This is a genomic window from Sphingobium cloacae (assembly GCF_002355855.1).
Taxonomy (GTDB): domain Bacteria; phylum Pseudomonadota; class Alphaproteobacteria; order Sphingomonadales; family Sphingomonadaceae; genus Sphingobium; species Sphingobium cloacae.
This window is the reverse complement of sequence record NZ_AP017655.1, coordinates 3452725-3466282: the sequence shown is the minus strand read 5'-3', so window position 1 is coordinate 3466282 and position 13558 is coordinate 3452725. Positions and strand designations below refer to the sequence as shown.

The window sequence follows — 13558 nt, the reverse complement described above, 5'->3', positions numbered from 1 at the left end:
AGGATTCGCCGCTTTTCCGATGCACGCTCCCGCTCAACTTCAGCCCAAGAGGAAGAAGAAAAGCCCCAAGGCTTTCTGGCTGAAGCAGCTTCACGCCTGGCACTGGATCAGCTCGGCGGTCAGCCTGATCGGCCTGTTGCTCTTCGCCTTCACCGGCATCACGCTCAACCATGCCGCCGATGTCGAAGGCGCGCCGCAGACGGTGGAGAAGGCCGCGACCCTGCCCCCCGCCCTGCTGAAACAGGTCGCGCCCGACGACAAGCCCGACAGCAAGAAGCCGCTGCCCGCCGACATCGCCCAATGGGTCCAGAAGGAAATCGGCCAGCGCGGCACCGGCGAGGCGGAATGGTCGGCCGATGAAGTCTATCTGCCCCTGCCCCGCCCGGGCGGCGACGGCTGGGTCGCGATCGACCGGCACAGCGGCGCAGTCACCAGCGAAGCGACCAGCCGCGGCTGGATCAGCTATCTCAACGACCTGCACAAGGGCCGCAACACCGGCACGGTATGGAAATGGTTCATCGACATCTTCTCCGTCGCCTGCTTCCTCTTCGCTCTGACCGGCCTGCTGCTGCTGCAACTCCACGCGGCCAAGCGGCCCAGCACATGGCCGCTGGTCGCCATCGGCCTCGCCATCCCGGCGATCCTCGCCATCGTCTTCATCCACTGACAGGGAAAAGAACAACCATGCAGATCAGCCACAGACTGCTGCTGACCGGCGGGGCCGCGCTGGGCGCGACCGGCGCGCTCGCCGCCATGCCCGCGCAGGCGGAAACGCTGAACCTCACCGTCAATATTCCGCGCCTGTCGGTGGCCGAATATCACCGCCCCTATGTCGCCATCTGGCTGGAAAAGGAAGGCGCGGCGCCGCGCACCCTGTCGGTCTGGTATGATTATGACATGAAGAATGGCGAAGGCACCAAATGGCTGCGCGACGTGCGGCAATGGTGGCGCGCTTCCGGCCGGACGATGACCTTCCCCGCCGATGGCGTCACCGGCGCGACCCGCGCGCCGGGCGACCAGAAGGTCAGCTTCGCCACCGGCAAGGGGCCGCTGGGCCAGCTTGCGCCGGGCAATTACACGCTGATCGTGGAAGCCGCGCGCGAAGTCGGCGGCCGCGAAGTCGTGCGCGTGCCCTTCGCCTGGCCGCAAAAGCCCGGCGCGGTGCTGCGCGCCAAGGGATCGACGGAATTGGGGGCGGTCAGCCTCAGCATCGGGAAATAAGGGGAAGTCCAATGAAGGCCAGATTTCTGATCGCGGGCGCGCTTGCCGCCCTCACCCTCTCCGGCGCGGCGCAGGCGCACCGCCAGTGGATGATGCCCTCCTCCACCGTGCTGTCCGGCACGGATAGCTGGGTGACGGTGGACGCCGCCATCTCCAACGACCTTTTCTATTTCGAGCATTTCCCGATGGCGACCGACCAGATCGCCGTCACGCAGCCGGACGGTTCGGCGGGCAGGATCGAAAACGCCGCCAAGGGCCGCTATCGCTCGACCTTCGACGTGCATCTGACCCAGCCGGGCACCTATCGCATCGCCAATGTGTCGAGCGGCCTGATGGGCAGCTACATGCTGAACGGCAAGCGCGAACGCCTGCCGCGCGGCACGACGAAGGACACGCTCGCCACCGCGCTCCCCGCCGGGGCGACGGATGTGCAGACGGCCGAATCCATCAGCCGCAACGAGATTTTCGTGACGCTGGGCGCGCCCACCAGCGATCTCTTCAAGCCGACCGGCCAGGGCATCGAGATGGTGCCGGTCACCCATCCCAACGACCTTGTTTCGGGCGAAAGCGCGACCTTCCAGTTCCTGCTGGACGGCAAGCCCGCCTCGGGCCTCAAGGTCACGGTGATCCCCGGCGGGATCCGTTACCGGGATTCGCTGGGCCAGATGGACCTCAGCACGGGCGCGGACGGCAAGGTGTCGGTCAACTGGCCGCAGCCGGGCATGTACTGGATGAACGTCAGCCTCGCCAGCGAGCGCGAAGGCGGCCCCGGCGGCGGCATGGGCGAAGCGCAGGGCGCAGCCGCGCCGAAGTCGCCGCCGCCCGTCCCCGCCGGCCCTCCGCCGCGCCGCGCTTCCTACATCACCACGCTGGAAGTGCTGGCCCCCTGAACCAGGCGTTCCTGGGCGGCTTCCGGCCATTTGCGGAGATTCAATCTCCGTTCGGGCTGAGCCCTTCGACTGACTGCTTGCAGCAGTCGCTCAGGATAAACTGCATCTCCAATGCAGTCGAAGCTCTCCACTGAGCGGAGCGAAGGGGCCTCCCTACGGTCGGCCGTGCCCTTCGACTTCGCTCAGGGCGAACGGAGTTAGGAAAGCAGACTGTCCGCTCCCCATCCAAAGCCGCCTTCCATACCGGGTTTGCAAAGGACATAATCGCCCTCCCTCTTGATTCAGGCCGGGACCAGCAAAGGAACGACCATCCATGCCCCCCGCCCTGCGCATCGCCATCCCGCCCGACCTCTCGCCCGACTCGTTCAAGGGCCGCAACCGCGCGGGCCGGATCGCGGACTTGGGCGGTCCCACCATGGGCACGAGCTGGTCCGCCCGCATCGTCGACGCGCCCGCGGACTGCGCGGCGCTGATCGAAACCATCCTTGCCCGCATCATCGCGCAGATGAGCAATTGGGAGGCGGATTCCGACATCAGCCGCTTCAACCGCCTGCCCCCCGGCCAATGGATGACCCTTCCCGACGAGATGATGACGGTCCTGCGCGCCGGGCTGGACATGGCGCGCCTCTCCGGCGGAGCCTTCGACCCCGCCATCGGCCACATGGTCGCCCACTGGGGTTTCGGCCCCGGAAGCGGAGCAGGCACGCCCGCCGCCGCCTCTCCGCCATGGCAGGCGATAGAAGTCGACGGCTCCCGCGCCCGACGCCTCGCCGACGTAACGCTCGACTTCTCGGGCATCGCCAAAGGCCATGCCGTCGACGCCGTGGCGCAGGCGTTGAAGGCGCGATCCCTCCACCATTTCCTGATCGAGATCGGCGGCGAACTCCATGGCGCGGGCGTGAGGCCCGACCTCCAGCCATGGTGGGTCGACGCGGATTCCCCGCCCGGCCTGTCCATCCCCACGCTTCGCATCGCGCTTTGCGGCCTGTCCGTGGCCACCTCCGGCGACTATCGCCGCTTCCGCATGGAAGGCGGCCAGCGCCTTTCCCACAGCATCGATCCGGCGACCGGTGCGCCCATCGCGCATGATGTAGCCGCCGTCACCGTGCTGCATGAAAGCGCCATGCTGGCCGACGCATGGGCGACCGCCGTCACCGTCCTCGGTCATGATCGCGGCATGGCCCTCGCCACCCGCCACGGCCTCGCCATCCGCCTCGTCCGGCGCGAGGGCGACCGCGCGCGGGAATATATGACGCCTGCCCTCGCCGCGATGCTGGACGGGTGATCGCCCGCTTCAATCCGTCACGGCCCGCCGCTCAGGCCGCGCGCAGCCGGTCGGCATGCCACCGCAGATGCTCATCCATGAAGGTGGAGATGAAATAATAGCTGTGGTCATAGCCCGGCTGCATGCGGATCGTCGCCTTCTGCCCGGCCGCACGGCAGGCTTCTTCCAGCAATGGCGTCCGGAGCTGTTCTTCCAGGAACGGATCGGCATCGCCCTGATCCACCAGCAGGTCGGGCAGCCGCGCTCCATCCTCGATCAACGCGACGGCATCATGCGCGCGCCAGGCCGTCCGGTCGTCCCCCAGATAACCGGCCAGCGCCTTTTCCCCCCACGGAACCCGGGCGGGCGCGGCGATCGGCGCGAAGGCCGACACCGCCCTGAAGCGATCCGGGAACGTCAGCCCGATGGTCAGCGCGCCATGCCCGCCCATGCTGTGCCCCATGATCGACTGACGCGCCATGTCGGCAGGGAAATGCGCCGCGATCAGGGCGGGCAGTTCCTCCGTCACATAGGACCACATGCGATAATGGGCCGCGAAGGGCGGCTGGGTCGCATCGACATAGAAGCCCGCGCCCAGCCCGAAATCATAGGCACCTTCGGGATCGTCCGCCACGCCTTCGCCCCTGGGGCTGGTGTCGGGCGCGACGAAGATCAGACCAAGCTCGGCGCAGGCGCGGCGGAACTCGCCCTTTTCGGTCACATTCGCATGGGTGCAGGTCAGGCCGGACAGATACCAGACCACCGGCAGCCGCGCGCCTTCCGCATGGGGCGGCACGAAGACGGAAAAGGTCATCTCCGTCCCCGTCGCCGCCGACGCATGGCGATGCACGCCCTGCGCGCCGCCATGGGCCCGATGGGTCGAGAGCGTTTCCATCTCCGCCCCGGTTCAGCCCGCCATCCGATGCATGGCGCAAAGCTTGTTGCCATAGGGATCGCGCAGATAGGCGAGATACAGATTGCCGAACGGCATGGCGCGCACGCCCGGCGGGTCTTCGATGGAGGTGCCGCCATGAGCGAGGCCCGCTTCGTGCCATGCCTCCACCTTCTCCGGCGAATCGCAGGCAAAGCCGATCGTGCCGCCATTGGCGTGCGTCGCTTCCTTCCCGTCGATGGGACGGACGATCATGAAGGCCCCGTTGTCCGACAGATAGGCGTAGCGGTCCTCCTTCAACGGCACGCCCGGACCGTAGCCGATCGAACCCAGCAGGGCGTCGTAGAATGTCCGGGACTTTTCCAGATCGTCCGCCCCGACCGTCACATGGCTGAACATCGCATTCTCTCCTCTCAGTAAACGACAACGGACCGGATGCTTTCTCCCGCGTGCATCAGGTCGAAGCCCTTGTTGATCTCTTCCAGATCGAGCACATGGGTGATCATCGCGTCAATCTCGATCTTGCCGTTCATGTACCAGTCCACGATCTTCGGCACGTCGGTCCGGCCCTTGGCCCCGCCGAAAGCGCTGCCCTTCCAGACGCGGCCGGTGACGAGCTGGAACGGACGGGTGGAAATCTCCTTCCCCGCTTCGGCGACGCCGATGATGATGCTTTCGCCCCAGCCGCGATGGCAGGCTTCCAGCGCGGTCCGCATCACGCCCGTATTGCCGGTGCAATCGAACGTATAATCCGCGCCGCCGTCGGTCAATTCCACCAGATGCTGCACGATGTCGCCCTCGACCTTGGCCGGATTGACGAAATGGGTCATGCCGAAGCGGCGGCCCCATTCCTCCTTGTCGTCATTGATGTCCACGCCCACGATCATGTCCGCGCCCACCAGCCTCGCGCCCTGGATGACGTTGAGGCCGATGCCGCCCAGGCCAAAGACGATGACATTGGAGCCGGGCGTCACCTTGGCGGTCTTCACCACCGCGCCGACGCCGGTGGTGACGCCGCAGCCGATATAGCAGCTCTTGTCGAACGGCGCGTCCTCGCGGATCTTCGCGACGGCGATCTCCGGCAGCACCGTGAAGTTGGAGAAGGTCGAACAGCCCATATAATGAAAGATCGGCTGTCCCTTGTAGGAAAAGCGGGTCGTCCCGTCCGGCATCAGTCCCTTGCCCTGCGTGGCGCGGATCGCGGTGCACAGGTTGGTCTTGCCCGAAAGGCAGCTTTTGCACTGGCGGCATTCGGGCGTGTAGAGCGGGATCACATGGTCGCCCGGCTTCACCGAAGTGACGCCCGGCCCCACTTCCCGCACGATGCCCGCGCCTTCATGGCCCAATATGGACGGGAAGATGCCTTCGCTGTCGAACCCGTCCAGCGTATAGGCATCCGTATGGCAGATGCCGGTCGCCATGATCTCCACCAGCACTTCGCCCGCCTTGGGACCTTCCAGATCGACCTCCACGATTTCGAGAGGCTTCTTCGCCTCGAACGCGACGGCGGCTCTGGTTTTCATGCGCAAACTCCCGATTCCATGCGAAGGCCCCTCTTTAGGACAATTGCCCGCCAAGGAAACCCCCGGGGGACAGCGGCGGCCGCCTCGCGGACGATCCGTTCACAGGAGGATTCGGCTCCCCCTGTTACAGGGAAGCGAAGAGGCTGCCTATCGGCAATGCGCCCGCAAATATTGCGCCAGCACCACCGCATGATTGCATGTCTCGTCATGCGCGCCGTACAGCAGGGTCAGGTCGCCCTTCGCCGCCCGGTCGCACAGCGCCGCGACGGCCTCTCCATTCCCGTCCAGTTCCTTGCGATAACGGTCGCGAAACTCGTCGAAACGGGCCGGATCATGGCCGAACCATTTCCGCAGGGCGGGGGAAGGCGCGATGTCCTTGCACCACTCCGTCAGCTCGGCTTCCTTCTTGGAAACGCCGCGCGGCCAGAGGCGGTCCACCAATATCCTCTGTCCGTCCGCCCGGTCAGCCGGTTCGTAAATGCGCTTGATGCCGATCTTGCCCATGACATTCGCATCCTAAGACAGATTGAACAGCGTGAACATCAATCCGATCGCGAAACCGAAAACCATCAGCATGACGCCCGCGATCCGCAGGATATAGGTCAGCGGATCGCCCCCCTCCTCCTTCGCCGCGGCCGATGCCGCGGGGGTATGCGGCTTGCCGATGATCCGCCGCGCCACATCCTGCCGGAATGCCATGGTGAAGCCGACGATCAGCAGCGCGACCCCGAACAGATCGATGACCCACACATGGACGGGCATGTCACCTCTCCTCCAGGCGGATCAGGCACATGCCGCCAACCCCTCTTCCAGCCCCGCGATCAGGTCCTTCTCCGCCTCCAGACCGATGGAAAAGCGCAGCAGCCCGTCGCTTATTCCCGCCACGGCCCGCGCTTCGTCACCCATATCGGCGTGCGTCATCGTCGCGGGATGGGCGACGAGGCTCTCGACGCCCCCCAGCGACTCCGCCAGCGTGAAGAAGCGCACCGCCGGCAGGAAGCGCCGCACCGCCTCCACGCCGCCCGCCAGTTCGAAGCTCAGCATCGCGCCGAACCCCCGCTGCTGGCGGCTCGCGACGCCATGCCCCGGATGCGACCGCAGGCCCGGATAATGCACCTTCGCCACCGCCCGATGGCTTTCGAGATACTGGGCGACCGCCATCGCATTGGCCTGCTGCCGTTCCAGCCGCGCGAACAGCGTCCGCAGCCCGCGCAAGGTCAGCCACGCATCGAAGGGCGCGCCCGCGCTCCCCACGACATTGGCCCATTGCCGCAACTGCTCCGCCTTCCCCCGATCCGCCGCCACCACCGCGCCGCCGATCACGTCGGAATGGCCGTTCAGATATTTGGTGGTCGAATGGATGACATAGTCGGCCCCCAGCAGGATCGGCCTCTGGATGGCGGGCGACAGGAAGGTATTGTCGACCGCCACCTCCGCCCCCGCCGCCTTCGCCCGGCCGGCGAGCGCGGCGATGTCGACCACCCGCATCAGCGGATTGCTCGGCGTTTCGATCAGCACCAGCGCGGGCGATGCTTCCAGCGCCGCGTCGAGCGCCGCCGCGTCCCCCTGATCCACCAGTCGCAGGCCGATCTGCCCCCGCTCCGCCCGTGCTTTCAGCAGGCGCATCGTCCCGCCATAGCAATCATGCGGCGCCACCACGAGGGCGCCCACGCGCAGCCCGCCCGCCAGCAGGTCGAGCGCCGCCATGCCGCTCGACGTGACGACCGCGCCCGCCCCGCCCTCCAGCTCCGCCAGGGCGTCCGCCAGCATGTCCCGCGTCGGATTGCCCGCCCGGCCATAATCATAGACGCGCGGCCGCTCATAACCGGCGAACTCATAGGTGCTGGACAGATAGAGCGGCGGCGCCACCGCTCCGAAAGCCGGGTCCGCCGCGACCCCATAGGCCGCCGCGATCGTCTCCACGTCAGGAAGAGGGCGATCCCGTTCAGTCATTGAAATAGCGCCCTTCCGTCACCTCGCGCACGATCCCGGCCCTTATGGTGAAATCGCCGAAAGGCTCGCCCGGTTCCCGCTCGCGGGCATAGCGCCCCAGCGCGTCGTCCAGCACTTCCAGCATGGCCGCCTCGCCCACATTCTCCCGCACCATGCGGTTGAGCCGCTCGCCATGGAAGCCGCCGCCCAGATAGAGATTATATTTGCCCGGCGCGCGCCCGGTGAAGCCGATCTCCGCGATATAGGGCCGCGAACAGCCATTGGGACAACCGCTCATCCGCACGGTGATCGGTTCGCCGGAAAGGCCGTGCCGGTCCATCATCTCCTCGATCCTGCCCAGCAGGTCCGGCAGATAGCGCTCGCTCTCCGCCATGGCGAGGCCGCAGGTCGGCAGCGCCACGCAGGCGATGGCGTTGCGCCGCAGCGGCGACGCACTTTCCTCCTCCAGCCCATGCTCCGCCAGCAGCGCGTCGATGGCCGCCCGATCCTCCGCCTTCACGCCCGCGACGATGACATTCTGGTTGGGCGTCATGCGGAACGTGCCGCGATGGACCCGCGCGATGTCGCGGAAGGCGTCCAGCAGCTTCAGGTCCAGCCGCCCGTTCTGCACATAGACGGTCCGATGCAGGCGGCCGTCAGGCGTCTCGTTCCACCCGAAGCTGTCGCCGTTGGACGTGAACAGGAAAGGCCGCGCCTCCTCGAAAGGCTCGCCCATCACCCGCTCGATTGCGCCCTTGATCCAGTCCAGCCCCTTGTCGTCGATCGTATATTTGAAGCGCGCCCGCTGCCGGTCCTTGCGGTCGCCATAGTCGCGCTGCACCGTCATCACTGCGTCCGCGCAGGCGATCACCCGGTCGGCGGGCACATAGCCGATCACGCTCGCCAGGCGCGGATAGGTGTGCGGCGCCTGATCGGTGCGCCCCATGCCCCCGCCGATGGCGACGTTGAACCCCGCCAGCCCGTCTGGCCCTTCGATGGCGATGAAGCCCAGATCCTGCGCATAGACATCTATGTCGTTGGACGGCGGCAGCGCGAAGCCGATCTTGAACTTCCGGGGCATGTAGGTGCGCCCGTAAAAAGGCTCCTCCGGCTCGGACGACGCCACCCGCTCGTCGCCATACCAGATTTCATGATAGGCGCGGGTCTTGGGGATCACATGGTCGCTCACCCGCTTCGCCATCGCCGCGACCTCGGCATGGAAGCGGGAGCTTTGCGGATCGACGGTGCACATGACCCCGCGGCTGTCGTCGCCGCAGGCCGCGACGGTATCCAGCAGCGTCTCGTGCAATCCTTGAATGATCGGCCGCAAGCTATCCTTCAGCACCCAATGGAACTGGAACGTCTGCCGCGTCGTGATCCGCAGCGTCTGCCCGCCATGCGCCCGCGCCAGCTCGTCCAGCTTCAGCCATTGCGCCGCCGTGCACACCCCGCCGGGCAGCCTCACCCGGATCATGAACTGATAGGCAGGCTCCAGCTTCTGCCGCCGCCGCTCGTCGCGCACGTCGCGGTCGTCCTGCTGGTATATGCCGTGGAACTTCATCAGCTTCACGTCGTCGGCCGAAGGCACCGCCCCGGTGATCCGGTCCAGCAATCCCGTCGCGATGGTCCCGCGCAGGAAATCGCTGGCGTCCTTCATCCGTTCGTCGGCGCTCAGCCGGTCGAGCGGCTGGGACAGGTCATGGCTGCGGTCGATGGTCATGCTGGTCATGGCGTCCCTCAATACACGTCGCGCTGGTAACGGTGGTCGGCCTGGAGCGAGCGCACATAATCCTCCGCCGCCTCATGGCTGGTGCGCGATTCCTGCGCCACGATGTCGATCAGCGCCCGATGCACGTCCGGCGCGAGATTCGCCGCATCGCCGCACACATAGACATGCGCGCCGTCCTCCAGCCATCCGAACAGGTCGCGCGCCTGCTCCTTCATCCGATGCTGGACATAAACCTTCTGTTCCCCGTCGCGGGAGAAGGCGACATCCATCCGGTTCAGCGTCCCGTCCTTCAGCCAGCCCTGCCATTCGGTCTGATAGAGGAAATCCGTGCGGAACCGCCGCTCCCCGAAGAACAGCCAGCTCTTGCCCTCCGCGCCCCGCGCCTCCCGCTCCTGCATGAAGGCGCGATAGGGCGCGACGCCCGTTCCCGCCCCGATCATGACGATCGGCTTGTCGTCGCCCGGCAGGCGGAAATGCGGATTGCTCTGGATATAGACCGGCAGCGTCGTATCGGGCGGCGCGCGATCCGCCAGCAGGCAGGACGCGACCCCATGCCGCGCCTCCCCATGCAGCGCATAGCGCACCGGCGAAACCGTCAGATGCGCCTCCTCCGGCGCGGCGGACAGGCTGGACGCCAGCGAATAGAGCCGCGGCTGGAGCGGCCGCAGCGCCGACACGAAGCCCTGCGGCATCACCTCCCCCACTGGGAAGCGGCGCACGATATCGACGATATGATGCGTCCGCAGGAACACGGACCGCTCGCCCGCGCGATCCTCCTGCTGCAACTGCTTCAAGGCCGCCGCATCGCTCAGCAACGCCCAATAATCCAGGAAACGCGGCGTCGCGGCGGTGATCTCGAACCGATGAGTCAGCGCCTCCCCGATGGTAAGCGCCTGCTCCTTCCACTCGAACGCCGCATCGGGCGGCAGGCCCAGCGCATCGAGCAGCGCCGCCACCACCTGCGGATCGTTGGACACGGCGATCCCCATGGCGTCGCCCGGCTCATAATGCAGCCCCGACCCCGCCAGCGAGAATTCGATATGGCGCGTCTCCTTGTCCGATCCGCGCCCGACGATGGCTATATTGTCCACGATCTGCGCCGGAAAGGGATTGCGCTTGTCATAAGCCGAAGCCGGAGCGACGCCTGCGCCGGACACGGTCGCAACAGCCGGTCCGGGCGCGGCCTCCGCCTCGCTCGCCAGTTGCGCGACGATGGCCTCGATCCATTCCGCCGCCGGTTCCTCATAATCCACATCGCAATCGACGCGCGGCGCGATCCTTTGCGCTCCCAGTTCCTCGAACCGCTTGTCGATCCGCTTGCCCGCCTGGCAGAAATATTCATAGGTGGAATCGCCCAGCGCCAGCACGGCAAAGCGCGCGCCTTCCAGCTTCGGCGCCTTGCGCCCTTCGGCAAATTCGAAGAAGCCGGTCGCGGGTTGCGGCGGATCGCCCTCGCCATAGGTGCTGACGATGACCAGCAGGTCCTGTTCCTGCCCCAATTGCCGCACCTTGTAATCGGCCATGTCGGCCAGCGCGCATGTCAGTCCCGCCGCCTTGGCCGCCGCCTCCAGCGTCCGCGCCAGTTCGGCCGCGTTGCCGGTTTCCGTGCCGTACAGGATCGTCAGCGACCGCGCAGGGGCAGGCGCGAATGACGCGGGCTGCGGTTGGGGATGGCGCAGCGCCGCGTCAAACCCGGCGAAATAGCCGCTGATCCAGCGCGCCTGCATCGGGTCCAGCGACCGCGAAAGCTGCTCTGCCAGTCGCCACTGCTCCGGGGTCAAGGCACTCCCCGGAATTTCCGATGTCGTCATTCGCGCTTATCCCCGGCGTTCCGCTCCCTCCCGCGCTCCGGCCTGCCTGCGCAGAATCCTCCCCGGGCGCCGATGTCATGAAGCATCCTTCACTCAGAAGGCCAATCTGGGCGCTGGAATAAAATAAGGCAAATGACTATTATTTGATCTTGAACAGAATATTTTTCATATCAATGCGGTGACAAGGCAAGAGGTGCCATCATTATACATGTATTCGATGCGCAAACCCGCTAGAACATGGCCATGCGGCTGACGCGCTATACCGACTATTCCCTGCGGGTGCTCATCCACCTCGCCCTGCACGAGGAGCGGCTCTGCTCCATCGGCGAGATTTCGCGCGCCTATGGCATTTCCCACAATCATCTGATGAAGGTGGTGAACGCACTCGCCCATGACGGCTTCGTGGAAACCCTGCGCGGCCGCGGCGGCGGGATGCGTCTTGCCCGCCCGGCGCACCGGATCGGCGTGGGCGAAGTCGTCCGCCGCACGGAGGAAGGCTTCCAGCTTGCCGACTGTCCCAGCTGCTCGCTCTCCCCCGCCTGCGGCCTGACGGGCGTGCTTTCCAAAGGAGTGCGGGCCATGCTGGCGGTATTCGACGCCTATACCATCGCCGACCTGCTCACCGACCGCGCCGCGATGCGCCGCATGACGAACGGCCAGTCCCCGCTCGCTGTGGAACTGGACTAGGCAGCGGCGGTATCGGACAAAGGCGGACATTCAATCTCCGTTCGGGCTGAGCCCTTCGACTTCGCTCAGGCGAACGGAATGAGGAAAGCGGACTGTCGCCAATCCACCCAAAGCCGACAGACACGCTTCCCAAAAATCCCGCTTGGCTTTTCCCGCTCGCACCCTACATCCATCCTATTATTGCGATTGATTCTCATCACGGAGCCGCGAGCATGGCCGACACCCGCACCGAAACCGATTCCCTTGGCGCGATCGACGTGCCCGCCGCCGCCTATTGGGGCGCGCAAACCCAGCGGAGCATCGAGAATTTCCCCTTCGGCGACACCGAACGCATGCCCATCGGCCTCATCCACGCGCTCGCCATCGTGAAGCAGGCGGCGGCGCGGGTGAACCGCAAGCATGGCCTCGACGCCGCCATCGCCGACGCCATCGACGCCGCCGCCGCCGAAGTCGCGGCAGGCCGGCATGACGACCAGTTCCCGCTCGTCATCTGGCAGACCGGCAGCGGCACCCAGTCGAACATGAACGTCAACGAGGTGATCGCCGGCCGCGCCAATGAAATCCTGACCGGCCAGCGCGGCGGCAAGTCCCCGGTCCACCCGAACGATCATGTCAATATGAGCCAGTCGTCCAACGACAGCTTCCCCACCGCCATGCACATCGCCGCCGCGCTGGCCGCGACCCGCCATCTGCTCCCCGCGCTCGAACGGCTGGAAGGTGCGCTGCTCGACAAGGCGAAGGCGTGGGACGGCATCGTCAAGATCGGCCGCACCCATTTGCAGGACGCGACGCCGCTGACGCTGGGGCAGGAATTTTCCGGCTATGTCGCCCAGCTCCGCCTGGCCCGCACCCGCACCATGCCGCTGGTCGAGCATGGCCTCACCAAGCTGGCGCAGGGCGGCACGGCGGTCGGCACCGGCCTCAACACGCCCCCCGGCTTCGCGGAGGATGTGGCGGCGCAGATCGCGTCCCTCACCGGCCTGCCCTTCGAAACCGCGCCCAACAAGTTCGAGGCGCTGGCGAGCCATGACACGCTGGTCGATTTCTCCGGCCGCCTCAACAGCATCGCCGTCGCGGTGACGAAGATCGCGAACGACATCCGCCTGCTGGGCAGCGGGCCGCGCTCAGGGCTGGGCGAAATCGACCTCCCCGCCAATGAGCCGGGCAGCTCCATCATGCCGGGCAAGGTCAACCCGACCCAGTGCGAGATGCTGACCATGGTCGCCGCGCAGGTGATCGGCAATCATCAGGCGGTGACGGTCGGCGGCCTGCAAGGCCATCTGGAACTCAACGTGTTCAAGCCGCTGATCGGCGCGGCGGTGCTGCGCTCCATCCACCTGCTCGCCGTCGGCATGGAGAGTTTCGCGCAGCGCTGCGTCGAGGGGCTGGAGGCCAATGAGAAGCGCATCGCCGAACTGGTCGACCGCTCGCTGATGCTGGTGACGGCCCTCGCGCCGGAGATCGGCTATGACAATGCGGCGAAGATCGCGAAACATGCCCATGCCGAAGGGCTTACGCTCAGGGAAGCCGGCCTTGCCCTCGGCCTCGTCGACGAAGCGACCTTCGATCGGCTCGTCCGTCCTGAAAATATGGTCTGATTCAGATCGAC

At 66.3% G+C, this 13558-nt stretch carries 14 protein-coding genes; 6 read left to right on the top strand and 8 right to left on the bottom strand.

All coding sequences use genetic code 11. From position 1 onward, the window contains the following. The first annotated feature begins 19 nt into the window (after positions 1 to 19). The 4 genes from SCLO_RS17025 to SCLO_RS17010 all read left to right on the top strand — a co-directional run bounded on the left by SCLO_RS17025 (position 20) and on the right by SCLO_RS17010 (position 3396). Positions 20 to 667 carry a PepSY-associated TM helix domain-containing protein gene (locus tag SCLO_RS17025; protein WP_066522124.1) on the top strand — a complete coding sequence of 216 codons (648 nt, stop codon included), beginning with the start codon at positions 20 to 22 and terminating at the stop codon, positions 665 to 667. Positions 668 to 684: 17 nt separating this feature from the next. Beyond that, positions 685 to 1221: a DUF2271 domain-containing protein gene (locus SCLO_RS17020; RefSeq protein ID WP_066522131.1), complete on the top strand. Its 537-nt coding sequence runs from the start codon at positions 685 to 687 to the stop codon at positions 1219 to 1221. 11 nt (positions 1222 to 1232) lie between these two features. Beyond that, the gene (locus SCLO_RS17015; RefSeq protein ID WP_066522133.1) at positions 1233 to 2111 is read left to right on the top strand and encodes a DUF4198 domain-containing protein; all 879 of its coding nucleotides are present in this window, start codon (positions 1233 to 1235) and stop codon (positions 2109 to 2111) included. A 415-nt stretch (positions 2112 to 2526) separates the two neighbouring features. Then, positions 2527 to 3396, top strand: coding sequence for an FAD:protein FMN transferase (locus SCLO_RS17010; RefSeq protein ID WP_066518253.1), 870 nt, complete (start codon positions 2527 to 2529; stop codon positions 3394 to 3396). A 31-nt stretch (positions 3397 to 3427) separates the two neighbouring features. On the opposite strand, the gene fghA is transcribed toward SCLO_RS17010, so the two are convergent. From fghA to SCLO_RS16970, 8 genes are all read right to left on the bottom strand, one after another. Continuing rightward, the gene (gene fghA, locus SCLO_RS17005; protein WP_066518234.1) at positions 3428 to 4270 is read right to left on the bottom strand and encodes an S-formylglutathione hydrolase; all 843 of its coding nucleotides are present in this window, start codon (positions 4268 to 4270) and stop codon (positions 3428 to 3430) included. 12 nt (positions 4271 to 4282) lie between these two features. Further along, complete coding sequence (locus SCLO_RS17000; RefSeq protein WP_066518231.1) at positions 4283 to 4666, bottom strand: VOC family protein; 384 nt, start codon at positions 4664 to 4666, stop codon at positions 4283 to 4285. Between the two features lie 14 nt (positions 4667 to 4680). After that, positions 4681 to 5790 (bottom strand): S-(hydroxymethyl)glutathione dehydrogenase/class III alcohol dehydrogenase, encoded by a 1110-nt coding sequence (locus tag SCLO_RS16995; RefSeq protein ID WP_066518229.1) that lies wholly within the window; start codon positions 5788 to 5790, stop codon positions 4681 to 4683. Positions 5791 to 5937: 147 nt separating this feature from the next. After that, the gene (locus tag SCLO_RS16990) at positions 5938 to 6294 is read right to left on the bottom strand and encodes a DUF488 domain-containing protein (protein ID WP_066518226.1); all 357 of its coding nucleotides are present in this window, start codon (positions 6292 to 6294) and stop codon (positions 5938 to 5940) included. 12 nt (positions 6295 to 6306) lie between these two features. Further along, positions 6307 to 6552 carry a hypothetical protein gene (locus SCLO_RS16985; protein ID WP_066518224.1) on the bottom strand — a complete coding sequence of 82 codons (246 nt, stop codon included), beginning with the start codon at positions 6550 to 6552 and terminating at the stop codon, positions 6307 to 6309. A gap of 21 nt (positions 6553 to 6573) precedes the next feature. Beyond that, the gene (gene metB / locus SCLO_RS16980) at positions 6574 to 7743 is read right to left on the bottom strand and encodes a cystathionine gamma-synthase (RefSeq protein WP_066518221.1); all 1170 of its coding nucleotides are present in this window, start codon (positions 7741 to 7743) and stop codon (positions 6574 to 6576) included. Beyond that, positions 7736 to 9451, bottom strand: coding sequence for an NADPH-dependent assimilatory sulfite reductase hemoprotein subunit (locus tag SCLO_RS16975; RefSeq protein WP_066518218.1), 1716 nt, complete (start codon positions 9449 to 9451; stop codon positions 7736 to 7738). The genes metB and SCLO_RS16975 overlap by 8 nt, the downstream gene beginning before the upstream one ends. A gap of 8 nt (positions 9452 to 9459) precedes the next feature. Continuing rightward, positions 9460 to 11262, bottom strand: a complete 1803-nt coding sequence (locus tag SCLO_RS16970) for an assimilatory sulfite reductase (NADPH) flavoprotein subunit (protein ID WP_066518216.1) — start codon at positions 11260 to 11262, stop codon at positions 9460 to 9462. A 243-nt stretch (positions 11263 to 11505) separates the two neighbouring features. Between SCLO_RS16970 and SCLO_RS16965 the strand changes: the two genes are divergently transcribed. Next, on the top strand, positions 11506 to 11949 hold the full coding sequence (locus SCLO_RS16965) for an Rrf2 family transcriptional regulator (RefSeq protein WP_066518251.1): 444 nt from the start codon (positions 11506 to 11508) through the stop codon (positions 11947 to 11949). A gap of 212 nt (positions 11950 to 12161) precedes the next feature. Next, a complete protein-coding gene (gene fumC / locus SCLO_RS16960; RefSeq protein WP_066518214.1) occupies positions 12162 to 13547 on the top strand; it encodes a class II fumarate hydratase in 1386 nt (461 codons plus the stop codon). The last annotated feature ends 11 nt before the right edge of the window (positions 13548 to 13558 follow it).